General features: G+C 63.8%; 19 protein-coding genes. 9 read left to right on the top strand and 10 right to left on the bottom strand.

Annotated elements, in window-relative coordinates:
• Positions 1–9 precede the first annotated feature (9 nt).
• The 6 genes from MA09_RS19240 to MA09_RS19215 all read right to left on the bottom strand — a co-directional run bounded on the left by MA09_RS19240 (position 10) and on the right by MA09_RS19215 (position 8,373).
• The gene (locus MA09_RS19240; protein ID WP_081897694.1) at positions 10–1,524 is read right to left on the bottom strand and encodes an aldehyde dehydrogenase family protein; all 1,515 of its coding nucleotides are present in this window, start codon (positions 1,522–1,524) and stop codon (positions 10–12) included.
• 108 nt (positions 1,525–1,632) lie between these two features.
• Complete coding sequence (gene speB, locus MA09_RS19235) at positions 1,633–2,586, bottom strand: agmatinase (RefSeq protein WP_036252121.1); 954 nt, start codon at positions 2,584–2,586, stop codon at positions 1,633–1,635.
• A gap of 134 nt (positions 2,587–2,720) precedes the next feature.
• A complete protein-coding gene (locus tag MA09_RS19230) occupies positions 2,721–4,112 on the bottom strand; it encodes an FAD-binding oxidoreductase (RefSeq protein WP_036252119.1) in 1,392 nt (463 codons plus the stop codon).
• Between the two features lie 120 nt (positions 4,113–4,232).
• Positions 4,233–5,519 (bottom strand): Glu/Leu/Phe/Val dehydrogenase, encoded by a 1,287-nt coding sequence (locus tag MA09_RS19225; RefSeq protein ID WP_036252116.1) that lies wholly within the window; start codon positions 5,517–5,519, stop codon positions 4,233–4,235.
• A gap of 111 nt (positions 5,520–5,630) precedes the next feature.
• Complete coding sequence (gabD, locus tag MA09_RS19220; RefSeq protein ID WP_036252113.1) at positions 5,631–7,085, bottom strand: NADP-dependent succinate-semialdehyde dehydrogenase; 1,455 nt, start codon at positions 7,083–7,085, stop codon at positions 5,631–5,633.
• 22 nt (positions 7,086–7,107) lie between these two features.
• Positions 7,108–8,373 carry a 4-aminobutyrate--2-oxoglutarate transaminase gene (locus tag MA09_RS19215; protein WP_036252111.1) on the bottom strand — a complete coding sequence of 422 codons (1,266 nt, stop codon included), beginning with the start codon at positions 8,371–8,373 and terminating at the stop codon, positions 7,108–7,110.
• 129 nt (positions 8,374–8,502) lie between these two features.
• On the opposite strand from MA09_RS19215, the gene MA09_RS19210 reads away from it, so the two are divergent.
• Entirely contained in the window at positions 8,503–9,990 is a 1,488-nt protein-coding gene (locus tag MA09_RS19210) for a PLP-dependent aminotransferase family protein (protein WP_036252109.1), read from the top strand.
• 236 nt (positions 9,991–10,226) lie between these two features.
• On the opposite strand, the gene MA09_RS19205 is transcribed toward MA09_RS19210, so the two are convergent.
• Positions 10,227–11,162, bottom strand: coding sequence for a LysR family transcriptional regulator (locus MA09_RS19205; protein ID WP_036252106.1), 936 nt, complete (start codon positions 11,160–11,162; stop codon positions 10,227–10,229).
• Between the two features lie 106 nt (positions 11,163–11,268).
• Here MA09_RS19205 and MA09_RS19200 point away from each other — a divergent pair, with 106 nt between their 5' ends.
• The 3 genes from MA09_RS19200 (at position 11,269) to MA09_RS19190 (ending at position 14,223) form a co-directional block, all read left to right on the top strand.
• Positions 11,269–12,231: an MBL fold metallo-hydrolase gene (locus tag MA09_RS19200; RefSeq protein WP_036252105.1), complete on the top strand. Its 963-nt coding sequence runs from the start codon at positions 11,269–11,271 to the stop codon at positions 12,229–12,231.
• A gap of 76 nt (positions 12,232–12,307) precedes the next feature.
• A complete protein-coding gene (locus MA09_RS19195; protein WP_051933608.1) occupies positions 12,308–14,014 on the top strand; it encodes an FAD-dependent oxidoreductase in 1,707 nt (568 codons plus the stop codon).
• On the top strand, positions 14,011–14,223 hold the full coding sequence (locus MA09_RS19190) for a DUF2783 domain-containing protein (RefSeq protein ID WP_036252103.1): 213 nt from the start codon (positions 14,011–14,013) through the stop codon (positions 14,221–14,223). The genes MA09_RS19195 and MA09_RS19190 overlap by 4 nt, the downstream gene beginning before the upstream one ends.
• A gap of 42 nt (positions 14,224–14,265) precedes the next feature.
• Here the strand turns inward: MA09_RS19190 and hpaR are convergent, their stop codons facing one another.
• The gene (gene hpaR, locus MA09_RS19185; RefSeq protein ID WP_036252100.1) at positions 14,266–14,769 is read right to left on the bottom strand and encodes a homoprotocatechuate degradation operon regulator HpaR; all 504 of its coding nucleotides are present in this window, start codon (positions 14,767–14,769) and stop codon (positions 14,266–14,268) included.
• 108 nt (positions 14,770–14,877) lie between these two features.
• On the opposite strand from hpaR, the gene MA09_RS19180 reads away from it, so the two are divergent.
• Positions 14,878–16,104, top strand: a complete 1,227-nt coding sequence (locus MA09_RS19180) for a multidrug effflux MFS transporter (RefSeq protein WP_036252098.1) — start codon at positions 14,878–14,880, stop codon at positions 16,102–16,104.
• 173 nt (positions 16,105–16,277) lie between these two features.
• Complete coding sequence (locus MA09_RS19175; RefSeq protein ID WP_081897693.1) at positions 16,278–18,290, top strand: methyl-accepting chemotaxis protein; 2,013 nt, start codon at positions 16,278–16,280, stop codon at positions 18,288–18,290.
• Between the two features lie 45 nt (positions 18,291–18,335).
• Here the strand turns inward: MA09_RS19175 and tyrS are convergent, their stop codons facing one another.
• Positions 18,336–19,556, bottom strand: coding sequence for a tyrosine--tRNA ligase (tyrS, locus tag MA09_RS19170; protein WP_036252095.1), 1,221 nt, complete (start codon positions 19,554–19,556; stop codon positions 18,336–18,338).
• 333 nt (positions 19,557–19,889) lie between these two features.
• Here tyrS and MA09_RS19165 point away from each other — a divergent pair, with 333 nt between their 5' ends.
• The 3 genes from MA09_RS19165 (at position 19,890) to MA09_RS19155 (ending at position 24,024) form a co-directional block, all read left to right on the top strand.
• Positions 19,890–21,314 (top strand): aldehyde dehydrogenase family protein, encoded by a 1,425-nt coding sequence (locus MA09_RS19165; RefSeq protein WP_036252093.1) that lies wholly within the window; start codon positions 19,890–19,892, stop codon positions 21,312–21,314.
• Positions 21,315–21,450: 136 nt separating this feature from the next.
• Complete coding sequence (locus MA09_RS19160) at positions 21,451–22,467, top strand: helix-turn-helix domain-containing protein (protein WP_036252091.1); 1,017 nt, start codon at positions 21,451–21,453, stop codon at positions 22,465–22,467.
• A gap of 141 nt (positions 22,468–22,608) precedes the next feature.
• A complete protein-coding gene (locus tag MA09_RS19155; RefSeq protein ID WP_051933607.1) occupies positions 22,609–24,024 on the top strand; it encodes an APC family permease in 1,416 nt (471 codons plus the stop codon).
• Positions 24,025–24,169: 145 nt separating this feature from the next.
• Here MA09_RS19155 and MA09_RS19150 read toward each other — a convergent pair whose 3' ends face one another.
• Complete coding sequence (locus MA09_RS19150; RefSeq protein WP_036252089.1) at positions 24,170–24,538, bottom strand: cupin domain-containing protein; 369 nt, start codon at positions 24,536–24,538, stop codon at positions 24,170–24,172.

Raw genomic sequence — 24,538 nt, 5'->3', positions numbered from 1 at the left:
TTTGGTGCTTTAGGTGGTGCGCAACACCTGCTTCATTTCCTGGAAGGCGCGCATGCCGGCAACGCCGAGTTCGCGTCCGAGACTGCTGCGCTTGAATCCGCCCCAAGACGTGCCTGGGAAGATGACTTGTGGAGTATTAATCCAGACCAGCCCAGCCTGTAGTCCCTGCGACATGATCTGGGCCGCCTGCGCGTCTTCGGTCACCACGGTGGCGACCAACCCGTACTGGCTGTCGTTGGCGATGCTGACCGCTTCGTCGTTGCTCGAGAAGCGGCGCAGGCAGGCGACTGGGCCGAAGATTTCCTCGGTCCACAAGGCATGCGTCGGTGGCACGTCGGCATAGACGCGCGGTGCCACGAAGTAGCCGCCCTCGACGTCCGCGGGAATGGCACCTTCCGCCACGAGTGGGATGCGGTCGGCGCGGGCGGCGGCAATGTAGCGTTCGACGCGCTCCTTCTGGCGCGCGCTGATCAAGGGCCCCATGTTGGCCTCCGGGTGCAGGCGGCCGCCGACTTTGATGGCGCCAACGCCGGCTTGCAGACGCTCGATGAATTCACCGTACACGCTGTCGTGCACCAGGATGCGCGAGGTGGCAGAGCACATCTGTCCGGCATTGCAGAAGGCGCCGCCCAGGGCCAGTTCCGCGGCCAGCGCGAGGTTGGCGTCGGCGCACACGATCAGCGCTGATTTGCCGCCCAGTTCCAAGCTGACCCGGGCGGTACGTTCGGCGCATTCGCGCATGACGGCCGCGCCGACCTCGGTGCTGCCAGTGAAGGATACCTTGGCGATGTCCGGATGGCGTACAAGCGCGCGCCCGGTCTCGGGACCGCCGAACACAAGGTTCAGGACTCCCGACGGCAGGCCGGCGTCATGCACCAGGCTCGCCAGGGCCAGCTCAACGACGGGAGTCAGTTCGCTAGGCTTGAGCACCACGGTGCAGCCCGCGGCGAGGGCGGCAGCCAGCTTCCAGGCAGTGGTCACCATGGGGAAGTTCCACGGCACTACCAGGCCCACCACGCCGCAGGGTTCATAGTGCATCTGGGCGCTATAGCTGCCGACACCAAGGTCTAAGTCCTCGACCTGCAGGTTTTTCATGCCGGCGCACAAGTCGCCGTAGTATCGGAAGGTGTTGATCGCGTCCAGCACGTCTACCTCGGCTTCGCCCGCAGGCTTGCCGTTGCCATGGACTTGTAGGGCGGCCAGGACATCGTGCGCCTGCTCGATGCGGTCAGCAATGGCGCGCAGCACACGCGCCCGTTCCAGGCGGTTGCGGCCGCGCCAGGCGGGCAGGGCCAGTTTCGCCGCCTCGACCGCGCGATCGACCTGGGACGGCTGGGCGGCGTTGAATTCGCCGATCGCCGCGCCTGTCGACGGATCGAGCACCAGGTGCTGGGCTCCGGCGCCAGCTTCACAGGCGCCGTGGATCAGGAGGCCGGGCAGGGGCAGGGCGGCGCCGCCCCGCAGTTGCTCCGCCAGCTCGGCCGGCGCGGTCGGGAAACGCTGGCGTGATTCGGTGAAGGTCATGGATGCTGGTTCCAATAGGTTGGTTGAAGAATGATCAAGCACTTGCTGGAAAGTATTGGCGAGAAACCTGAACCGACAAATACCGGTGTGGCGAAGTAAACATCAGCCTTATCGATATTTCACGCCGGGCAGCACGCACAGCATTTCGAAGGCCAGGTTGGCGGCCAGCAGCGAGGTCACGCCGGCGTGGTCGTACGCCGGTGCGACCTCCACCACGTCGGCCCCGACGATGTTCAGGCCGCGCATGCCCCGCACGATTTCAAGCCCCTGGCTGACTGTGAGCCCACCGATCTCGGGCGTGCCGGTGCCTGGCGCGAAGGCCGGATCGATCCCGTCCACGTCGAAGCTCAAGTACACGGGGCGGTCGCCCACACGCTGGCGCACTTCTTCCATCAGCGGAGCCAGCGAGCGGTTCCAGCACTCCTCGACCTGCACTACGCGGAAACCCTGGCGCCGACACCAGTCGAAGTCCTCGGCTTCGTAGCCGGTGCCGCGCAGGCCGATCTGGGTCACGTACTCGCACTGGAGCAGCCCTTCCTCGACCGCGCGGCGGAACGGCGTGCCGTGCGCAATCTTCTCGCCGAACATGGTGTCGTTGACGTCTGCATGGGCGTCGATGTGCACGAGAGCCACGGGGCCGTGCTTGCGCGCGATAGCGCGCAGGATCGGTAAGGTGATGGTGTGATCCCCGCCAAGCGAAATCGGGGTGCAACCGTGGGCAAGGATGACGTCGTAGGATTCCTCAATACGGCGAATCGAGTCGAGCAGGTTGTAGGGATTGATCGCCACGTCGCCGATGTCGGCGACCTGCAGCGAATCGAAGGGTGCGGCGCGGGTCGCCATGTTATACGGACGCAGCAGCACCGACTCGCTGCGTACCTGACGCGGGCCAAGGCGCGCGCCGCTGCGGTTGGAGGTGCCGAGGTCGAAGGGCACGCCAACGAAGCAGACGTCCAGGTCCTGCGCAGTAGCCACGTGAGGCAGGCGCATCATGGTGGCGATGCCCCCGCTGCGGGGCATGACATTGCCGCCCAGCGGCTGGTTGAGTTCTTGTGTGAGCATGTGGAGAGGTCCTTTTTTGTCGGGCATAGGCGTGTCGATGCCGGAAGTCTAATTTTCCAATGCGACACGAACAATCATGAGATAAAGATGTAAACATTGGGCCGGCCGATGAAAGCGGGCCCGAAGAGGGAGGCTTACATGGGAAAGCCGAGGCGCTTGATCCCGCTGATCCACATGCGCTTCCAGCCCCCTTGCTCGTCGGCGCCATCGAAGGCGTGGAAGGTGATCTTGGCACCGGCCCAACGCAGCGGCTCGGGCGGAATCCACGACGGGCCTTGGGTCGAGATGTCGAGCTTGCGCTCCGGCGTGTCGCGATCGAACAGAATGTTCAGGCCCATCAGGGCGCCGAAGCGGCTGCCGGCGACGCCGAAGCCGGTATAGCCCGCCACGTACACGACTTTTTCGCCGAAATAGCGCCGCGCAAAGACGGCGCCGCGCGAGCAGTAGTCGATCGGGCCGCCCCATGCGTGCGAGAAACCCAGGTCGCGCAGTTGCGGGAAGGTCTTATAGAAGGCTTCGCCCAGCTTGAAATAGGTGGCTTCGTTCCGGTCGGCTGCCGGGTTGTCGTGGCCGTCAAAATGGTAACTCACCAGCCCACCGAAGATAATGCGGTTGTCCTTGGTCAGGCGGTAGTAGTTCAGCTGGGTACGGGTGTCGTAGACGCCCTGGCGGTTCTTCCAGCCGATCCGGTCCATCTGCTCGGGGCTCAAGGGGCGCGTTGCCAGGACATGATCGCGCACCTGCATGACGCGGCTGCGGATGTCCTTGATCCCGACCTGCGCGGTACCGGTTCCCAGCAGCACGCGCGGCGTGCGCACGCGGCCTGCCTGGGTGTGGATCAGCATGGTGGTGCCACAGTCTTCCATGCGGGTAAGCGGCGACATTTCGTACAAGCGCACACCGAGGCTAAGGGCGGCGGCCTTCAAGCCCCAGGCCATCTTGGCCGGATGGACGATCCCGCTGCGGTTGCGCGACCACATCGCTCCGGCGTACACCGGCGAGGCCAGCTGCGCCTGGGCCTGCTCGCGATCGAGCAGGACCACATCGTGCCCGTGGCGGCGGTGCAGTTCATAGTCTTCGCGCAGGTGAGGCAGGTGCTTCTCGTCGACTGCTACCGTCATTTCGCCGTTCCATTCGAGGTCGGCATCGATCCCGTAGCGTGTGACGCTGGCCTTGAAACCGTCCAGGTTCTCGTGCCCGAACTGCTCGAGGATGTCGAGGTCTTTCGGAAATACCCGGGTGGCGTTCGGCAGGCCGTGCATGACCGAGGTGGAGATGATGCCGCCGGCGCGGCCCGAGGCACCGTAGGCCACCTTGCCGGCCTCGATCAGCACCACGTCCAGGTGCGGCATCAGTTCCTTGGCCTGGATCGCGGTCCACAGCCCGGTGAAGCCGCCGCCGACGATCACCAGGTCGGCCTCGGTCTGGCCGATCAGCTCGCGCTCTACCTGGGGAGCGGCCGGATTGTCCAGCCAGTATGGGAACAGCTTGACGTCTTCAAAACTTTTTTTAACGGCGTTCGTCATTCAGGTCTCCTGCTTGCAGCGCTATGATGAGGAAAGTCTATCCTTGCTGCTACTAATGAAAAATATCTGGTTTTCTAACTGAACATCGAAAAAGCCCGAGGTGTCGGGCTTGCCCGACTGTCAGGGGTAGAGTCCGCGCAGTTCGCGGGCCTGCAGTACACGTGTACAGGCGACGATGAAGGCGGCAGTGCGGAGCGACACCCCTCGTTCCTCCGCAATCTTCGATACAGAGCGGAAGGCCTCCTGCATGATGCGGGTCAGGCGTTGATTGATCTCGTCTTCGCTCCAGAAGAAGCTGGAAAAATCTTGGACCCACTCGAAATAGCTTACCGTTACTCCGCCGGCATTGGCGATTACGTCTGGCACTACGAGCACACCCTTGTCATGCAGGATGTCGTCGGCAGCCGGCGTGGTGGGGCCATTCGCGCCTTCCAGGATGATCTTTGCACGGATCACGCCAGCGTTGTCCTTGGTGATCTGCTGTTCGAGGGCCGCGGGAATCAGGATGTCGCACGCCGTCTCCCAGAACTGGTCGCGGTCGGTAATGAACTCGGCATTGCGGTAGCCCGCGACACTGCCATGTTCGGCCACATGCCATTCCAGTTCGTTGACGTCTATGCCGGACTCGCGCATTAATGTCCCCGCATGGTCCTGGATCGCAACGATGCGGGCGCCCGCCTCTGCGAACAGTCGGGCCGCCACGCCGCCGACGTTGCCGAAGCCCTGGACCGCCACCCTGGCGCCGCGTATATCGATGCCACGCCGGGCTGCTGCTTCGCAGCCGACTACGAACACGCCGCGCCCGGTCGCCTCGTGGCGGCCCAGGCTACCGCCGAGCGAGATTGGCTTGCCGGTGACGACGCCGGTTGCGGTGCTGCCCTGGTTCATGGAATACGTGTCCATCATCCATGCCATGATTCGTTCATTGGTATTGACGTCAGGAGCTGGAATGTCCTTGTTCGGTCCGATGATGATGTTGATCTCGCTGGTGTAGCGGCGCGTGACGCGCTGCAGTTCGCCCTGTGAGAGAGTGCGTGGGTCGACGCGGATGCCGCCCTTGGCGCCACCATAGGGGACGTTGACGGCAGCGTTTTTGACCGTCATCCATGCCGACAGCGCCATTACCTCGGATAGCGTGACGTCCTGGTGGAATCGCACGCCGCCCTTTCCGGGCCCACGAGAGGTATTGTGCTGGACCCGGTAGCCTTCGAAGTGTGCGATTGTGCCGTCGTCGCGCTCGATCGGCACGTCGACCACCAGAATACGCTTGGGACGTTTCAGGGTTTCGATCCAGCGACTCAGGGAGCCGAGGAAGGGAGCGACCCGATCGACCTGTTCCAGGTAGTCGCCCCATGGGCCGATTTCTGTCTGGGTAAGGTAGGAAACCACTTCGTGCTTTTGTCTCATGTTGTAATCCGTTTTGCTTTTTCGCTGGATGAAGGGATAAAAAAGGGCCGCGTCCGGCTTAACACCGGCCGCAGCCCGTCAACCGCCAGAGGCGGGGAGGAAGGTCGGGCCTTAGTTGACAGCCATGCAGAGGTACTTGATGACGAGGTAGTCATCGATGCCGTATTTCGACCCTTCCCGGCCTAGACCGGACTGCTTGACGCCGCCGAAGGGTGCCACTTCGTTCGAGATCAGGCCGGTGTTAATGCCGACCATTCCTGACTCCAGGCCTTCGGCCACCCTCCAGACCCGGCCGATGTCGCGGGCATAGAAGTAGCTGGCCAGGCCGAATTCGGTAGCGTTTGCCAGCTTCAGGACCTCGTCCTCGGTATGAAAGCGGAACAGGGGAGCGACTGGGCCGAAGGTTTCCTCGCGCGCCACCAGCATGTCGTCCGTAACGCCGGCTAGTACGGTCGGCTGGAAGAAAGTAGCGCCCAATTCATGGCGCTGCCCGCCAGTTAGCACACGTGCCCCCTTGGCGAGTGCATCGGCCACATGCTGCTCGACCTTCTCGAGCGACTGCGCGTCGATCAGCGGGCCTTGGTCGACGCCGGGCTCCACGCCGTGGCCGACTTTCAGGCGAGAGACAGCAGCTGCCAGCTTCTCGGCAAAGACGTCGTAGACCGCATCCTGTACATAGATGCGATTGGCGCATACGCAGGTTTGGCCAGCGTTGCGGAACTTGGAGGCGATAGCCCCTTCGACCGCCGCGTCGAGGTCGGCGTCGTCGAACACGATGAAGGGGGCGTTCCCGCCCAGCTCCAGCGAGAGCTTCTTGATGGTGGCCGCCGATTGCTGCATCAGGATGCGGCCCACTTCGGTCGAGCCGGTAAAGCTAAGTTTGCGCACGACCGGGTTGGCGCACAGTTCGGCGCCGATCAAGCGCGCATTGCCGGTGACGACGTTGAACAGCCCGGCCGGTAGGCCGGCGCGCTGGGCCAGTAGCGCCAGCGCCAGTGCGGAATAAGGCGTGGCTTCGGCCGGCTTGAGCACGATCGGGCAGCCCGCCGCAAGCGCTGGCCCCACCTTACGAGTAATCATCGCGGCCGGGAAGTTCCAGGGAGTGATGGCAGCGCACACGCCGATTGGCTCCTTCGTGACCAGAAGACGCCGGTCTTCCCAAGGCGAGGGCAGGGTATCGCCAGCGACGCGCTTGGCTTCTTCCGCGAACCACTCGATGAAGGAGGCTGCATAGGCGATCTCGCCCTGGGCTTCCTTGAGCGGCTTGCCCTGCTCGAGCGTCATGATCAGCGCCAGGTCGTCGGCGTTGGCCATGATCATGTCGTACCAGGCGCGCAGCAGGCTGGCGCGCGCCTTGGCAGTCCTGGCGCGCCAGCCGGCCCAGGCTGCGTCGGCCGCGGAGATCGCGCGGGACGTCTCGGCAGCGCCCATGTTCGGCACTGTGCCGAGCACTTCGCCGTTGGCTGGATTGGTGACCTGCACCACGCGGCCGTCGTCGGCGTCGCAGAATACGCCGTTGATGAAGGCCTGCTGCTTGAACAGGCTCGGATCTTTCAGGAGTAGCATGTCGTCGTTCTCCGTTAGGGGGTCAGGCGCGGATCGCCGCAGTGAGAATAGCGAGCGCCTCTTCCATCACGTTGTGCTGGATCGTGAGCGGGAACAGGAAGCGGATCACGTTGCCGTGCACGCCGCAGCTCAGCAGCAGCAAGCCCTTGGCGAGCGCCTCCTGCTGGACCTTCTTGGTGAAGTCCGGATCCGGCTCGTTGCTGCCGGGCTTGTTGAACTCAACCGCAACCATGGAGCCCAGCCCACGTACGTCGGCGATCTGGGGTACGGTTTCGCGCAGCCCATTAAGTAAGCGTTTTAAGCGCGCACCCAATTCCACTGCACGCTCGTTCAGGCTTTCGTCGGCAATGACGTCAAGCACTGCGTGGGCCGACGCGACCGCCAGCGGGTTGCCAGCGTAGGTACCACCCAAGCCACCGGGCGCCGGCGCGTCCATGATCTCGGCGCGGCCACACACGGCCGACAGTGGCATGCCTCCGGCCAGGCTCTTGGCCATGGTGGTCAGATCGGGCGCGACATCGTAATGCTGCATGGCGAAGGTCTTGCCGGTACGGGCGAACCCGGTCTGAACTTCGTCTGCGATCAGGAGAATGCCGTGCTCATCGCACAGGCGGCGCAGGGCCTGCATCAGCTCGGGCGGGGCGAGGTAGAAGCCGCCTTCGCCCTGGATTGGCTCGATGATGATGGCGGCGACGCGCTTCGGGTCGATGTCGGCGCGGAACAAGGCCTGGATCGCTGCCATCGAATCCTGCACGCTCACGCCATGCAGGGCGACCGGGAAAGGCACGTGATAGGTTTCGCCGGGGAAGGGGCCGAAGCCTGCCTTGTACGGGAACACCTTGCCGGTCAGGGCCATGCCCATCATGGTACGGCCGTGGAAGCCGCCGCTGAAGGCGATCACGCCGCTACGGCCGGTATAGGCGCGAGCGATCTTGATCGCGTTCTCCACCGCTTCCGCGCCGGTGGAGAACAGCGCGGTCTTCTTGACGAAGTCGCCCGGGGCCAGCGCGTTGATGCGCTCGGCCAAGCTCACGTAGCTCTCGTAGGGCACGATTTGATACGCGGTGTGAGTGAACTTCTCGAGCTGCTCCTTCATTGCAGCGATCAGGCGCGGATGGCGATGCCCCGTATTGAGTACGGCGATGCCGCTTGCGAAGTCGATGAAGCGGCGGCCTTCTACGTCCCACAACTCGGAGTTCAGAGCGCGCTCAGCGTAGAAATTGCACATGACCCCAACACCGCGCGGGGTGGCAGCTGCCTTGCGTTCTGCCAGATCGGCGTTTTTCATGTTGTCTCCTAAAGAAAAAGTTCTCGGTGAAAACATCGTAGGGTATGATGGACTTATGAGGTAGGGCCATTGGACACTAATTAATGGTGCCAATGAGCGAGGAGCGAAGGAACCAATAAGAAAGCCAATATGAGCGAGGTATCGATTTCGGATTACCTGCAGACGCATCTGAAGCGCGGAGATGGGCAGCCGATGAATCGGCAGATCTACCAGCTGCTGCGCGACGGAATCCTCGGCGGGGCGATCGGGGCGGGCCTGCGGGTGCCGCCATCCCGCGCGCTGGCGGCAGACCTGGCGGTGTCACGGAATACCGTGACCTACGCCTATGAGCAACTAGGCGCCGAAGGTTACCTTGAAGCGCGTACAGGCGACGGCACTTACGTCGCCAACACCGAGCCTGACATGGCACGCTTGCCCGCTGAGCGGGAGGCCGCAGGAACGGATGGACAGGCGGTGCTGAGCGGGCGAGGCAGCCGGCTACTGTCCGGCATCGGCGCCAGTGCGATGCAGTGGGGCGCCTTCATGCCGGGTATCCCGGACCTGACCCGTTTCCCCCATGAGGCCTGGAGCAAGCTGCAGCAACGGCACTGGCGCCGCGCCGATCCGCGTTTGCTGACCTACGGCGACGGCGCCGGCTACCGACCGCTTCGCGAAGCCATCGCCAATCACCTGCGTACGGCGCGTTCGGTGAACTGCAGCCCGGACCAGGTCATCATCACCACCGGCACCCACCAGTCGATCCAGCTGGTGTCCACGCTGCTGGGCGAGCGCGGCGATGCGGCCTGGATCGAGGATCCCTGCTACTGGGGCACACGTAACGTGATCCGCTCGAGTGGACTGGAGCCGCAGGCCATTCCAGTCGATGGCGAAGGCATGCGGCTGGAGGAGGAAGCGATGCGCACGCCGCCGCGCTTCATCTTCGTGACCCCGTCGCACCAGTACCCGCTTGGCCCGGTGATGAGCCTTGCGCGGCGCCGCCTGCTGCTGGAGTATGCGGCGCGTCACCAAGTATGGATCATCGAGGATGACTACGACAGCGAATTTCGGTACACGGGCCCGCCCCTGGCCTCGTTGCAGGGCCTGGACCAGGCCGATCGCGTGATTTACCTCGGAACCTTCAGCAAAACCTTATTCCCGGGCCTGCGGATCGGATTCATGGTGGTGCCCGCGGGTCTGGCGCCTAGCTTCGTGCGTGCAAATTCCGAAATGTACCGCGATGGACAGGGCTTCCTCCACGCCGTCCTGGCCGATTTCATCCAGGAAGGACATTTTTCTTCGCACGTGCGGCGCATGCGCCAGCTGTATGCACAGCGACTGCGTTGCCTGCAGGGGGCAATCCGTCACCATCTCGGTGGCGATGCTGTGACCAGCGGTGGCGACGCAGGGCTGCACCTGGTCCTGGGCTTGGACGACGGGGCCGACGATGTCCGGATTAGCGAAGCTGCAGCCGCCGAACAGATCCTGACCCGGCCCCTGTCGGCCTATTACGCGGATCCCGGAACAGCGAGGAAGGGTTTGATGCTTGGCTACGCAGCTGTTCCTGAGGAACAGATTGACACGTTGTTTAAAGCACTCGCCAGGGTCATCCGAAGGGGCGGTGGATTGGCAACGGCTTGAGGAAGTGTCGACGGGGGCGGCATGATCGCGTCCTTAATCGCCACATTCTTGTGCCAGCTGAGCTAGACGAAACTCCGCACGGTAGCGGCAATCCTAAAGAGGATGCATTGCGGCTCCTTGCTTAATGACCGCTCCTGGCTGTTGGTAAGCGGCCCGGACGTCTCTTGTATAGGGTGATGTTGCGTTGCAAGGAAGTAATGAAGGTCTGCTTGACTCTTATGAAGAATTTGAGCTGGCTACTCCGGATGCGTATCAAAGACGTCTTTTACCTGCTTGCGTAACCAGCTATTGGCCGCATCATGCTGGAACCGCGGATGCCAGTGCTGCCGAATAGCAAAGGGCGGCACGTCTACCGGCGTTTCAACCGCCTTGATACTGTTGTATCGCGCAAATCGGGTCGCCAGCTCTCGCGGCACGGTCGCGATAAGCTCCGGATTCTGCTCGATGATCATGGGCACAGTAAGGAAGTGCGGCGTGGTCAGGTAGATCCGCCGTGGCCCCGCCAGTTGGTCAACGATGCTGTCGTAGGCGTCTTCCAGCCTGCCCGACATCGACACGACGATGTGCTCCATCTCGAAGAACTGTTTGCGCGAGATCGTGTCGCCGATACGGCGGTTGCGCCGGTTGACGATGGTGATGAAAGAGCGCATGAACAGCTGCTGCTGGAACAGGCCCTCCGGCACCGTATGGAGTGACCCCAGCGCGAGGTCGGCATCGCCGCGTTCGAGCACATCCTCGATCTGGTTCATTGGTACCTGCAGGGTGCGCAGCGTGCAGCCGGGGGCTGCCTGGCGCAGGCGTTCGATTAGCTTCGGCAGGAAGATCAGTTCACCCATGTCGGTCAGACAAAGGCTGAACACGCGCCGCGCAGTGGCCGCGTCGAAGCCTTCGCGCACCAGTAGTTCCCCCCGCACCGTTCCCATCACCGTCAGCACCGGCTCTAGCAGCTCGAGCGCACGCGGCGTGGGCTGCATGCCGCTGCCCGTCTTCAGGAACAGCTGGTCGCCGAAGAACAGGCGCAGACGCTTGAGGGCATGGCTGACCGCACTCTGCGACATATCGAGCTCTTCCGCGGCGCGGCTGACATTGCGTACCCGGATCAAGGCGTCGAACACGGGCAGCAGATTAAGGTCGAGGTCGCCAGCGTGGGCTGCGTTATGTATGGTATTCATAGTTCTAATCGACGTGGCCTGATTTACAAATAATACGTCAGCTCGCATGATCTGCCTACCGACATTGAGCGCGATATCGCGTGCAAAACTGAGAGGAGATTGCATCATGGCAGAGAAAAAATTTGCGTCACAAGCCGACGTGGAAGAGAAGAAAACCAGCTTTATCAAGCTTTCTGAAAACGCCTATGCGTACACCGCAGAAGGCGACCCGAACTCGGGCGTCATCATCGGCGACGATGGCGTGATGGTGATCGACACTACCGCGACCCCGATCATGGCCCAAGCCCTGATCAAGCATATCCGCAGCGTGACCGACCTGCCGATCAAGTATGTCGTGCTGTCGCACTACCACGCTGTGCGCGTGCTGGGCGCATCGGCCTACTTCAAGGAAGGCGCCGAACAGATCATCGCTTCGCGCGGTACCTACGAACTGATCGTCGAACGCGGCGAGCAGGACATGAAATCCGAGATCGAGCGCTTCCCGCGCCTGTTCGCCGGCGTCGAGTCGGTTCCAGGCCTGTCCTGGCCGACCATGGTCTTCGAGAAAGAGATGACCATCTTCATGGGCAAGCTCGAAGTGAAGCTGGCCCACATCGGCATGGGCCACACCAAGGGCGACACCATCGCCTATATCCCATCGCAGAAGATCTGCTTCTCGGGCGACCTGGTCGAAGCCGACGCCGCCGCCTATACCGGCGACGCCCAGCTGGAAGAATGGCCGGCCACCCTGGAAGCGCTACGCGCCATGGGCTTCGAACAGCTGGTTCCGGGCCGCGGCCCTGCCCTGGTCAACCCGGAACAGGTCAATGCCGGCATCGACTACACCAAGGATTTCGTCACCACGCTGCTCGACAGCGCCAAGGAAGCCGTGGCGGCGCAGATGTCGCTGAAGGAGGCCATGGTCCACGTGCGCAGCAAGATGGATCCGAAGTTCAGCCACGTGTTCATCTACGAACACTGCCTGCCGTTCGATGTCACCCGCGCCTACGACGAAGCCAAGGGCATCAAGCATCCGCGCATCTGGACCGCGGAGCGCGACAAGGAAATGTGGCACTCGCTGCAGAACTGACCTGAGTCACGGCCTGCGCGGCCCTTGGGGCCGCGCATTTCAAGAATCTGCTAACAACGCATTTCCTGGAACTGACATGGACATCGATTATCAACGCTGCGTATTCGATTACGCACCGCGCGATCACGCAGCGCGCGGCGGGCAGCAGGCCCGCCATCCTGTGGTCGTGGTCGGCGCGGGCCCGGTGGGACTCGCGACCGCCATCGACCTCGCCCAGCAGGGCGTCCCGGTCGTGCTGCTGGACGACGACAACAAGCTGTCGGCAGGCTCGCGCGCGATCTGCTTCTCCAAGCGCACGCTCGAAATCCTCGACCGCCTGCAGTGCGGCGAGCGCGTGGCGTCCAAGGGCGTGAGCTGGAACGTCGGCCGCGTCTTCAACCGCGACGAAGAGGTCTACGAATTCAACCTGCTGCCGGAGGAAGGGCACCAGCGCCCGGCCTTCGTCAACCTGCAGCAGTACTATCTTGAAGGCTACCTGCACGAACGCGCGCAGGAGCTCAAAGGACTCGACCTGCGCTGGTGCAGCCGCGTCACCGCCTTGGTCCAGCATGCCGATCACGTCGAGCTGACCGTGGGCACGCCCGACGGCGAATACACGCTGGAAGCTGCCTATGTGGTGGCCGCCGACGGCGGCAAGAGCACGGTCCGCAACCTGATGGGGCTGGAAAGCAAGGGCCGGATCTTCCGCGACCGCTTCCTCATCGCCGACGTCAAGATGACGGCCGACTTCCCGACCGAGCGCTGGTTCTGGTTCGATCCGCCGTTCCACCCGGGCCAGTCGGTGCTGCTGCACCGCGAGCCGGACAACATCTGGCGCATCGACTTCCAGCTGGGCTGGGATGCCGATCCGGTTGCGGAGAGGGAACCGGAACGCGTCATCCCGCGTATCCAGGCACTGCTCGGCAAGGATGCACAGTTCGAGCTCGAGTGGGTCAGCATCTACACCTTCTGCTGCCTGCGCATGGACAGCTTCCGCCACGGCCGCGTCCTGTTCGCGGGTGACTCGGCACACGGCGTGTCGCCCTTCGGCGCCCGCGGCGCCAACAGCGGCGTGCAGGATGCCGACAACCTCGCATGGAAGCTGCGCCTGGTGGTCGAGGGCAGGGCGCCCGACGCGCTGCTCGATAGCTATGGCCGGGAACGTGAATACGCTGCCGACGAGAATATCTTGAACTCGACGCGCGCCACCGACTTCATTACGCCGAAGAGCGAAGTCAGCCGCCTGTTCCGCGACGCGGTGCTGCAGCTGGCCAAGGAGCAGCCGTTTGCCCGCAAGCTGGTCAACAGCGGCCGCCTGTCGACACCGTCGACCTACGCCGAATCCAGCCTGAATACGCCCGACACGGACACGTTCAAGCAGGGCATGCGTCCGGGATCGCCGGCGGCCGACGCGCCAGTGACGGTCCAGGGAGACGCCGACTGGCTGCTGCGCCATACCGGCAACGAGTTCACGGGGATCTATTTTGCCGGCACTGCGCATGATGACCAGGTATTTGCCCAGGCTGAAGCGATGGCCCGCGACACCGTTCCGGTCCAGACCTTGGTAGTTGCAGCCAAGGGCAAGGCAGGGCCGGGCATGTTCGAGGACAGCGAAGGCCTGTTTGCGGCGCGTTACGATGCGACGCCGGGCAGCTTCTACCTGCTGCGACCCGACCAGCATGTCTGCGCGCGCTGGCGCAATTTCGACCAGCACGCGGTGCGAACCGCCGTGGCACGTGCAACCGGCAACAGCGACGTGGAAACGGTTGAACTGGAAACCGAACACCAGATGGAGCTCGCATGAACGCACGATTGAACGTCGAACCGAACGTGGCTGACCACGACGCCTTCTACGAGATGTTGGTCGACACCCACCAGGACTTGAACGACGAGCAAAGCAAGATGCTCAACGCCCAGCTGATCCTGCTGCTGTCTAACCATATCGGTGACCTCGGCGTCCTGCGCGAAGCATTCCACATCGCGCGCAGGAACGTCGACTCCCCGGCAGCCTGAAACTCTACCGCGTGCTGCCCAACCCGGGCAGTGCGCGGCGACTCATTTGCGCAGACGTGCCAGATCCGCATCCAGCGTGGCGGGGTCGGGCAGGACAACCTGCCGTACCAGGCCATGCTCGGCCGCGGCCCCGATGAACCGGTCCATCACGCCGAATACCTCGGCGATCAGCTCCGGCCCGAGCGCCTTTTCGACATTACGGTACTGGGCGATGATCAGCGGACCCAAGGCCTCGACCACCTTCTCGCCCAGCGCCGTCATTCGCACGGTGACGCGACGCTGGTCGTCCTCCATCCGCGTGCGCGCGATGAGGCCGGTGTCCTCCATGCGTGACAGCACCCCGGTGAGACTAGGAGCGGCGATCAGGCAGGCTTCGGCCACCTGGCGCTGCTCGAGCTCGCCCATGTCGCTGAGGGTGCGCAGGATGCGCCACTGCTGTTCCGTCAGCCCGAAATGCGAGATGATCGGCCGGAACTGGGCGAGCATGATTTCCCTTGCGTTCAGCAGCAGGGTCGGCAGGTTGCGGTACGCGATCTTCTTGGACATGGCGGAAAGCGGCTGCAAGCGCCGCGTATCGAAATGCGGTATTGTAATCGATCACATCTGAATGAATTTGCCAGGCCGCGTCCCGGCCGACCATGAGCGAGGGCAGGCATGAGCATCCACCAACCCGTGACGGCGTCCGTCGACCGGCCGAGCGAGGGCCGCATGACGGTCTTGCTGGGCATGCTTGCCGCATTCGGGGCGCTCGCCATCGACCTGTATCTGCCCGCACTGCCGACGATCGGGGCCGAGCTCGGCGCCACCCCATCCGCGGTGCAGCTGTCGGTGACGCTTTTCCTGGCCGGCTTCACGATCGGCATGCTGTTTTGCGGGCCATTGTCCGACCGCCTCGGCCGGCGGCCGGTGCTGCTGGGCGGCGTCGCCTTGTTCGCGCTATCGAGCCTGGGTTGCATGATGGCAGGCTCGGTCGAGCAACTGATTGCGGCCCGTCTGTTGCAGGCCCTCGGTGGTGGCGCCGCATTCGTGCTGTCGCGTGTCGTGGTGCGGGACCTGTTTCCCGGAGTCGCGGCGATCCGGATGCTGTCGCTCCTGGCGATGGTGAGCGCGCTTGCGCCCCTGCTTGCGCCACTGGCCGGCAGCGGCCTGATGACGCTGTTTGGATGGCGCGGCACCTTCGCTGCCCTGGTAGCATGGGCCTTGCTCGCTTTCGCCGTGGTCTGGACGATGTTGCCCGAGTCGCTGCCGCCGCAACGGCGCGTTCAGGTCTCGCCCATGAAGCTTTTTGGCGTCTACCGCAGCTTGCTTGGCGACCGGGCGGTGGTCGGGCTGCTGCTGGCCGGCGGCATGTCGTTTGCCGCAATGTTCGCTTACATCACGGCCGGCCCGTTCTACTTCATCGAATTACATGGATTCACGCCGGTCCAGTACAGCCTGGTATTCGCGGCGAATGCCTTTGGTATCTTCCTCGCCAACTTCGTGAACCGGCGCTGTGCGACCCATCCAGGACCTGAAGCGATGATGCGTATCGGCTGCGTGCTTGCCCTGGCCGGTGCCATGCTGCTGCTCGCAGCCGTCCTGGGCAGAGCATCAGTTTGGGTGGCGATGATCGGATTGTTCGCCGTGGTCAGCATGACCGGCCTCCTCGGCGCCAATGGAATCGGTCTACTGATGGCGCGTTTTCCCAACCAGTCCGGTGCGGCTGCGGGACTGTTCGGCGCAGCCCAGTTCGGACTTGGTGCGCTTGCGAGTGTCGCGGTCAGCCTCCTGCACGATGAACGAGGGCTGGCCATGGCCGGCGTGATCCTGAGCGTCAGCACCTTCTCGCTGCTGGGTCTTGCACTGCATCGCAGGCAGACACGTTCCAGTAGCGCCCCTTAGCGCAATCCAGCACATCATCAACTCGTTGCAGTCAGGCAACAGGACCGCAGCGAATAGTTGGTTTTGCCAAAACTCGATAATCTTCCGGTAGACGTGCGTGATCCACTCGGGGTGGACTTGCGCCCGCACCGGAGGACATGTCCGACCCGTTAATCGAATAACTCTGGGATGACATGAAAGCACTCGACAATCTATCGCTTAACGTCCGGATCTGCGCTGCCGCCAGCGCATTGCTGATCGGATGCCTGGCGATCACCGCCGCCGTAACCGGTATGAAAACCCACGACAGTGCCGAAGAAGCGGCACTCGAGCTCGGGCGCGCTTCGGCCGAGGCAGCCGCGAAAACGCTGCACAGCCGCCTGAACGGCGATCTGGAGGCTGTCGCGACGATCGCCGGCACCGTCGGTGCAACATTGGCGTCGGATCAAGCCTTGAGCCGCAGCCAGGCGGACGCGGTCAGCAAGGCGGCGCTGCAGCGGATGCACGACCTGATCGGCATTGCGATCGTGATGGAGCCCGATGCGCTCGACGGAAAGGACAACGAATTTGCCGGCCAGGGCCCGGCTTACGACGCCACTGGCCGCTACATGCCTTACCACACGCGTAACCCGGCAGGCGGATTCAATGTCGCCCCGATCGAGTTCGCATCGACCGCTGGCGTGAACGATTGGTATGACGTTCCGCTCAGGACGGGGAAGCGCTATTTCAGCGAGCCCAACTCGTTTCCATTGAACGGCAAGCAGGTGCTGATGGCGTCCCTTGTCGTGCCGATTGTCGTCCATGGCCAGGCCAGGGGCGTGGTCACCGGAGACTTCATGCTGTCCGAGCTGGCTGCCATGCTCGCCAACATGCACACGACCGAAGGTGGCGAATTGGCGCTGATTTCGAACCAGGGCCTGTACGTCGGACATCCGGACGCCGCGCGCAACGGACTGGCGGCAGGTGACCTGCCGCCAGCGGCGCGCGCCGCTGTCCGTGACGGCAGCGCCTACACGTATGAGGCGCAGGGCAAGGTGCATCTCCTGCAGCCCGTGCGCCTGCACGACGACATGCTGCCCTGGGCGGTACGCTTGTCCTTCCCGAAGGCGCTGGCATTGGCGCCGGCGCGCAGTCTCTTGATCGATACGCTGCTTACGTCCACGCTATGTGCGGTTCTCGCCGCGGTCGCGATGGTGTTCGTGCTGCGCCACATGATGGCGCCACTGCGCGACCTGGCTGCCGCAATGCAGCAGCTGGCCGGGGGCAATGCCGACCTGACCAGGCGGCTGGGCGTGAAAGGAAAAGATGAACTGGCTGCCATCAGCGATGGCTTCAACCGCTTCGTCTCCAGGATCGAGCAGTTGCTGTCCCGCGTGCGCGATAGTTCGGCCAGTGTCGCGATGTCGAGCAGTGAAATCAGCCAAGGCAATGCGGACCTGTCGGCCCGCACCGAGCAGCAGGCAAGCGCGCTGGAGAAGACGGCCGCATCAATGGAAGAGTTGGCCAGTACGGTCAGGCAGAATTCCGACAGCGCGGCCCAGGCAAGCATGCTGGCCACCGGTGCCTCGGCGGTGGCGCGGCGTGGCGGCGCGGTGGTGGCGGAAGTCGCGCAGACGATGGCCTCGATCAGTACGGCATCGGACAAGGTTGCGGAAATCACCTCCGTGATCGATAGCATCGCATTCCAGACCAACATCCTGGCGCTGAATGCCGCCGTCGAAGCGGCACGCGCGGGTGAACAGGGGCGCGGCTTTGCCGTCGTTGCCAGCGAGGTACGCAACCTAGCCCAGCGTAGCGCCGGCGCGGCGAAGGAGATCAAGAGCCTGATCCTCGCTTCCGCTGAAGAGGTGGCGCGCGGCGACAAGCTGGTACGGAGCGCCGCCGGAACAATGGATGAAGTCGTCTGCAGCGTCGGTAAGGTTGCCGATCTCATCGCCGAGATAGCCGCCGCCAGTGCGGAGCAAAGCAGCGGTATCGGACAGGTCACCATGGCAGTGGGCCAGATGGATGGCGTGACACAGCAAAACGCGGCGCTCGTCGAAGAGGCAGCCGCCGCGGCCGAAAGCCTGAAAGAGCAGGCCGCGACCCTGGTTCGCCTGGTGAACGCCTTCCAGATCGCCTCGGTGCCTGGCGAAGTTGCTGGCACGTCGGCGACTTCCAATGCACAGGGCTATTCGCTGACTCATGCAGCGGCGGCACTGCCATGATGGACAATTCGCCCCGGGTACGGTGCGAGTGACGCCCGCCTGGATCTACCCCTCCACGACGATCCGGGCATGACGCTTGCGACCCGCAGACAGTTGCCACTGGCCGGCGCCCGATGGCAGCGTCTGCTCGGCGTCTGCCACTGCCTGACCATCGAGGCGCAAGCCGCCGCCTGCGGCGAGGCGCCGTGCCTCGCTGCGCGATGCAGCCAGCCCGGCTTCCACCGCCAGTTCGGCCAGCGTGACGCCGGCAGCATGACGCGCTGGCGCCAACTGCAGCGTCGGGATGTCCTCGTTCAGTGCCCCTTGTCCGAACAGGCTGGCGGCTCCGCTACGGGCGGACTGGGCCGCGTCGCTGCCATGTGCCAGGCGCGTCGCTTCGGTGGCCAGTATGATCTTGGCCTCGTTCAGTTCCGCACCCTCCAGCGCACCCAGTCGGCGGACTTCGTCCATCGGCAACTCCGTGAACAGCGCCAGGAAGCGTCCCACATCGCGGTCGTCGCAATTGCGCCAGAATTGCCAGAAATCGAAAGGCGCCAGCCGGTCGGCATTGAGCCACACCGCGCCGCTGGCTGACTTGCCCATCTTGCGCCCATCCGCGGTGGCAAGCAGAGGCATGGTCAGGCCGAACAGCTCCAGGCCCTGGCGTCGGCCCAGGTCCACGCCATTGATGATGTTTGCCCACTGGTCTGCGCCGCCGATCTGCAGGGTGCAACCATGGCGCCGAGCAAGTTCCGTGAAGTCGTGCGCCTGCAGCAGGGTGTAGCCGAACTCCAGGAAGGACAGCGAGTGTTCCAGGCGGGTGCGGATCGCGTCGAACGTCAGCATGCGGTTGACGCTGAAGTGCCGGCCGACCTGGGACAGGAAATCGAGGTAGCCCAGTCCATCTAGCCAGTCGGCGTTGTCGACCAGCGGAACGTCTGCGCCGAGATAGCGTTCGAAAGCACTCTTGATGCCGAGTATGTTGGCCTGGATACTGGCTTCGTCGAGGACCGGGCGGGAGGTGTCACGGAAGCTCGGGTCGCCGATCCGGGTGGTGGCCCCGCCGATCAGGAGCAGCGGCTTGTGGCCGGCCTGCTTGAGCCAGCGCATCAGCATCAGGCCCTGCAGGTGACCGACGTGGAGGCTGTCGGCAGTGGCGTCGAAGCCGAGGTAGGCGGTGACCGGGCCGGCTGCCAGCTTGGCGCGCAAGCCATCCTGGTCGGTACCCTGGTGAATGAAGCCTCGCTCTTCGAGCAGGTGGAGAAGGTCGTGGGACTGGGTATGCATGTCTGGTTCCTAGGTAGGTGGGACTGCCAGGGAACCTCGAATGCGCCAACCCGTTCCCTGAAGCGGTCCGGGTTGCGTACAAGCCCCTACCGCTGGATGCGGTAGGCGTAATAGCTGGCAGGGGACAGGGGGGTGAAGTTCATGGCGCCATCCTACCCAGCGCATCGGCACCGCGTCAATCCGTAAATCCCGCAGCGGCGCCACATTTGCCAGTTTTCGATATTGCACATGCGGTTCCGGGGGATACGATCTGGCCATCCTGTCCATGGCCCGATCCGAAGGACAACGACACCATCATGGCTTTGCAGGCAGAGCCGACAAAGGAGACACGCAATGAAGACCTATCCCATGCATATCGGCGGTGTGCCGGTGGAAACCGGCCGTTACCTCGACATCGTCGATCCAGCGCTGGAAGAACCGTTCGCGCGTGTCGCCGCCGCAGGCCCGGAACACGTGAATGCCGCCGTGGCCGCGGCGCGCGCCGCGTTCCCGGGCTGGGCCGCGACGCCGGCTGCCGAGCGCGCGGCCATGCTGCACGCGCTGGCCGGGGCACTAGACGCCAACATGTCCGAGCTGATGGAGCTGGTGACGCGCGAGACTGGCAAGCCGCTGCAGGGCCTCAACAATGTCGGCGCAGGGATGGAGCTCGGCGGCGCCATCGCCTGGACGCATGTGACGGCCGACCTGCCCTTGGCCCCGGAAGTTATCCAGGACAATGCACAGGCGCGGGTGGAGGTGCATCGCAAGCCGCTCGGCGTTGTCGCTTCGATTACGCCGTGGAACTGGCCGCTCATGATCGCCATCTGGCACCTCATTCCCGCGTTGCGCGCCGGGAATACCGTCGTCATCAAGCCGTCGGAGTTCACGCCGGTCGCCACTAGCCGCTTCGTGGAGCTCGCCAATGCAATCCTCCCGCCGGGCGTGCTCAACATGGTGGCTGGCGGCGGGGAGGTCGGCGCGGCGCTCACCGCCCATCCCGACGTCAACAAGATCGTGTTCACCGGCTCGACCCGCACCGGCAAGCGCATCATGGAAGGCGCCGCGGTCAGCCTCAAGCGCCTCACGCTCGAGCTCGGCGGCAACGACGCCGGCATCGTGCTGCCCGGCGCCGACGTCCAGGCGCTGGCGCCAAAGCTGTTCGGTGCGGGCTTCCACAACAATGGCCAGACCTGCGCCTGCCTCAAGCGCCTGTACGTGCACGAATCCCAGGTTGAGGAACTGGCTGCCGAGCTGGCCAGCCTGGCAAGCCGGGCAAAGGTTGGCAACGGCATGGAGCCGGGTATCGAACTCGGTCCGCTGCAGAACCGCGGTCAGCTCGACATCGTCACGGCGCTGGCACGCGATGCACGCGAGCAGGGCGGCCGCTTCCTCAGCGGTGGCGCGGCACGGGACGGAAAGGGCTACTTCTTTGAGCCTGCCATCGTGACCGGCCTGAGCAACGGCACGCGCCTGGTCGACGAGGAGCAGTTCGGTCCGATCCTGCCGGTGATTGCCTATCGCGACGTGGAGGAGGCGATCCGCCTGGCGAACGACAACCCGAACGGGCTGGGCGGATCGGTCTGGTCGTCCGATCTTGCGCTTGCGGCCCAGGTGGCTGGCCGGCTCGAATGCGGCACCGTGTGGATCAACGAACACGGGGCCGTCCAGCCGGATGCGCCGTTCGGCGGCGTGAAGCAGTCGGGCCTCGGCGTCGGCTTCGGTCGCCAGGGCCTGGAAGAGTTCACCAGCATCCAGACAGTCAAGATCATGAAAGGCTGAACGGACCTGGTTAACCCGTAGACAACAGCTCGCGGAGGATTTTGTAACACCGCTGACATACTTGGCTGGATTTGTTAATATCTGAATGAATTGGCCGCAAGAGCCATCTCATGCAAATCCATCTTGGAGCGGAGACATGATCTTCAGCGAGCAACACACCGGCGCCGCGCTTGCCGCACCGCAGGACGCGAATGCGTCCGGAGCCTTTCGCAAGACCGTCCAGACGTCCAACCTGTGGCAGCACGAGCGGGTGCTCACCGGGTGGAGCCAGACCTACGACCAGTTGTCGAAAGGCCGCTTCAGCGGCCAGATTACCGAAGCCCTGGTCGGCGATATCCAGCTGTTCGAGGAAAAGACCTCGCAGGCGGTGTTCGAAGTAGGCCCGGGCCGTTCTGGTGTCATTGCACTTGGCGTCTTTGCTGGGTTGGAAGGCGAGGCGCGCTGGCGCGGCCACAGCGTGGGTATGGATCACGTGACCGCGCTCAGCGATCACGCCAGTCTTGAATTGAGCACGCCGCCGAACTGCACCCTGATGAGCGTGACGGTGCCGCTCTCGATGATTCCAGCGGGAGACGGTAGGACCTTCCTCGACGGCCACCGGCTGCTCGCCGGCGCCGCCAACCATGTGCACAGCCCGGTGCTGGCCGCAACGCTGCGCCAGCGCCTCGGCATGGCCTTGCAGACCATGTCGGATACGCCTTGCCTGCTGGCGCCCAGGGAGGCGCGCAACCAGCTGGTGAGTGAACTGGTAGGGCTGGTCGACGAATACCTTGGTCTGGCTACCGCAGGGCCTGGCGAACCCGAGGCACGCAAGGCACGCAAGGTGGTCAGCCTGGCCCGCAACTATATCGAAGCCAATCCAGACCGCCCGCTGACGGTACTCGACCTGTGCAAGCAGACCTTTACCTGCCGCCGCACGCTCCAGTACTGCTTCACTCAGGTGATCGGCATGAGCCCAGCGGCTTACCTGAAGGTGGTGCGCCTGAATGGACTGCACCGCGACCTGCTCAACGCACGCGGCGCCGGGACCATCGGCGACATGGCGGCGCGCTGGGGTTTCTGGCACCTGTCCCAGCTGTCGAGCGACTACAAGCGGCTGTTCGGCGAGCTTCCATCAGAGACCTTGCGCGCTGGCGGGCGCATCGTGCAGTAAGCACCTTCGGCGAGGCTGGCGAAGATTGCCAGTTTTCGCTATCGCAGCGGATCGTCTCCTCGTTAGGATCGAATCAGCCTGTCAAGACGCTTGCCAAGCATGCAATCGTCGGCAGCCAGATAAATCCAACAGGAGACACCGATGAACACACCCCACCGCGGCCCTGGCTGCGCGGCGCCACCAGTACGGCGCACACTAGGTTTTTTTGCACTCTTTTCGATTGCGATCGGCGTTGTCGTCAGCCAGACCAGCACCGTATCGCTGCTGCAGGGCTTGGCCCTGGGCGGCCCGGTCTTTGTGTATGCGTTTGCGGCGGCGCTTGTGCTGTCGCTGTGTAATGCCTGCACCTTCGCGGAGCTGTCGCTGTCCTTGCCGCAGGCGGGCAGCATCAGTACCTATGCCGAAGTGACCGTCGGCCACTTTCCGGCGATCCTCGCCGTCTTTGCCGGCTATGTCGTGCCGGCCATTTTCGGCTTCTCGGCCGAACTGATGCTGTTTGATAGCGTGATCAGCCAGCTCTTCCCGAGCATCATGCCGAGCATGGGCTGGGCGCTGCTCCTCCTGGGCACGCTCGTCATTCTGCACCTGGCGGGGACGGACGTCTTCGCGACCGTCCAGCAGGCGCTGACCTTCATCATCATCGCCTTCTTCCTTATCGTCGGACTGTACGTGGCCTTCGGCCTGCATGCTTCCGCGCCGGTGACGGCCCCGTCCAGTGCCGCCTTGCCGGGCGAGCTTGCGATCGCACCAGTGATCGTGTTGTGCTTCTGGACCCTGATCGGCTGTGAGTTCGTCACGCCGATGGTGGAGGAGGCAAAGCGTCCCGAGCGCGACCTTCCGCGCGCGATGGTCATCGGGCTGCTGGTGATATCAAGCGCGGCCCTGCTCTTCGCCTATGGCGTGAGCCATGTCTTGCCGCGCGAGACGCTGCTGACGGCCGTGACGCCGCACCTGGACGCCGTATCTGCCGTGTTTGGCCATACCGGGCGCATCTTGTTCGCGCTGATCGCCGTGACTGCCAGCGCCTGTCTGGCAAATACCGTGCTCGCCGCGGTGCCACGAATGCTGCACGGCATGGCGCTCAACGGCCAGGTATTCCCGGTCTTCAAGCGCGTTTCAAGGGGCAAGGGCGTGCCAGTGCCGGCCCTGCTGTTCGTCGCCGCCTGCCCTGTTGTGGGACTGGTATGGGCGGGAGGCGACCCGGGCAAGATCCTTCCCCTGACGATCGCTGCCGCCGTGTGCTGGATGTTCGTGTACCTGCTGGCGCATATCGTCCTGCTGGTGCTGCGCCGCCGCCGGCCGGACCTGCCGCGTCCGTTCCGTACGCCGTTCTATCCGCTTCCCCAGATCGGTGCGATTGCGGGCCTGGTCTTCGTGGTGTCCAACAGCTCGCCTGCGCCCGAGCTGACCGGCCCGATCGTGATGTACAGCGGTGGCGTACTCGCGGTGTTCGGCATCGTGGCAGCAGTGTGGGTGAAATACTTCATGCGCCAGCCCTTGTTCAAGGCTGTGCCGGTCAGCTCCTGCGGAGTTCCCGGAAGCGCTCCCGTCGCCTGATTTTCACTAGTGCCCTCCGAGGGCGTTCGTTTTGTAGCACGCTTTGCGGCGAAGGGAGAGGGCAGAGGGGGCGACGGGTACAAGCGGCGCCCAAAAGAAAACGGGACGGGCTTACGCCTCGTCCCGTCTGGGTATGGTTCGCCGCTTACTTGACGACGGCGAAGAAGTGCTTGATGAAGAAGTCGCTCTCGATTTCCCACAGGACTTCGGTGCCCTGGGTGACGAACCAGCTGTCGCCAGCGCGGTAGGTAACCGAGGTCCCGGCGGCGACATCGGTCAGCTTGACCACGCCGTGGACCACGGTAGCTTGCTCGTTGAACGGATAGGTCATGCGGAACACGCCGCGGGTAACACCGAAGTAGCCGGCTGACACCGGATCGGTCGGGGCGCCGAAGGTGCCCAGTGCGTAAGCCTGCACGTCGCCCGATTCGATGATGGCCCCGAGATTGGTCACAGGACCGATGGCCTGCATATCCTGCTGGCGCAGGGAGGTAGAGAGTTGGGTGATGCTCAT

It is taken from the genome of Massilia sp. BSC265 (assembly GCF_000740675.1).
GTDB lineage: Bacteria > Pseudomonadota > Gammaproteobacteria > Burkholderiales > Burkholderiaceae_D > Telluria.
Note: the sequence above shows the minus strand (reverse complement) of the source record. Positions and strands in the feature narration are given on the sequence as shown.

Excerpts from the sequence above, each read along its gene's own strand:
- MA09_RS19200 (WP_036252105.1), top strand. The coding sequence starts at position 11,269 with ATGGCAGAGAAAAAATTTGCGTCACAAGCCGACGTGGAAGAGAAGAAA.
- MA09_RS19150 (WP_036252089.1), bottom strand. The coding sequence starts at position 24,538 with ATGAGCATCACCCAACTCTCTACCTCCCTGCGCCAGCAGGATATGCAG.
- MA09_RS19195 (WP_051933608.1), top strand. The coding sequence starts at position 12,308 with ATGGACATCGATTATCAACGCTGCGTATTCGATTACGCACCGCGCGAT.
- MA09_RS19175 (WP_081897693.1), top strand. The coding sequence starts at position 16,278 with ATGAAAGCACTCGACAATCTATCGCTTAACGTCCGGATCTGCGCTGCC.
- tyrS (WP_036252095.1), bottom strand. The coding sequence starts at position 19,556 with ATGCATACCCAGTCCCACGACCTTCTCCACCTGCTCGAAGAGCGAGGC.
- MA09_RS19230 (WP_036252119.1), bottom strand. The coding sequence starts at position 4,112 with ATGACGAACGCCGTTAAAAAAAGTTTTGAAGACGTCAAGCTGTTCCCA.
- MA09_RS19190 (WP_036252103.1), top strand. The coding sequence starts at position 14,011 with ATGAACGCACGATTGAACGTCGAACCGAACGTGGCTGACCACGACGCC.
- MA09_RS19205 (WP_036252106.1), bottom strand. The coding sequence starts at position 11,162 with ATGAATACCATACATAACGCAGCCCACGCTGGCGACCTCGACCTTAAT.
- MA09_RS19155 (WP_051933607.1), top strand. The coding sequence starts at position 22,609 with ATGAACACACCCCACCGCGGCCCTGGCTGCGCGGCGCCACCAGTACGG.
- MA09_RS19180 (WP_036252098.1), top strand. The coding sequence starts at position 14,878 with ATGAGCATCCACCAACCCGTGACGGCGTCCGTCGACCGGCCGAGCGAG.
- MA09_RS19215 (WP_036252111.1), bottom strand. The coding sequence starts at position 8,373 with ATGAAAAACGCCGATCTGGCAGAACGCAAGGCAGCTGCCACCCCGCGC.
- gabD (WP_036252113.1), bottom strand. The coding sequence starts at position 7,085 with ATGCTACTCCTGAAAGATCCGAGCCTGTTCAAGCAGCAGGCCTTCATC.
- hpaR (WP_036252100.1), bottom strand. The coding sequence starts at position 14,769 with ATGTCCAAGAAGATCGCGTACCGCAACCTGCCGACCCTGCTGCTGAAC.
- MA09_RS19225 (WP_036252116.1), bottom strand. The coding sequence starts at position 5,519 with ATGAGACAAAAGCACGAAGTGGTTTCCTACCTTACCCAGACAGAAATC.
- MA09_RS19240 (WP_081897694.1), bottom strand. The coding sequence starts at position 1,524 with ATGACCTTCACCGAATCACGCCAGCGTTTCCCGACCGCGCCGGCCGAG.
- MA09_RS19165 (WP_036252093.1), top strand. The coding sequence starts at position 19,890 with ATGAAGACCTATCCCATGCATATCGGCGGTGTGCCGGTGGAAACCGGC.
- MA09_RS19210 (WP_036252109.1), top strand. The coding sequence starts at position 8,503 with ATGAGCGAGGTATCGATTTCGGATTACCTGCAGACGCATCTGAAGCGC.
- speB (WP_036252121.1), bottom strand. The coding sequence starts at position 2,586 with ATGCTCACACAAGAACTCAACCAGCCGCTGGGCGGCAATGTCATGCCC.
- MA09_RS19160 (WP_036252091.1), top strand. The coding sequence starts at position 21,451 with ATGATCTTCAGCGAGCAACACACCGGCGCCGCGCTTGCCGCACCGCAG.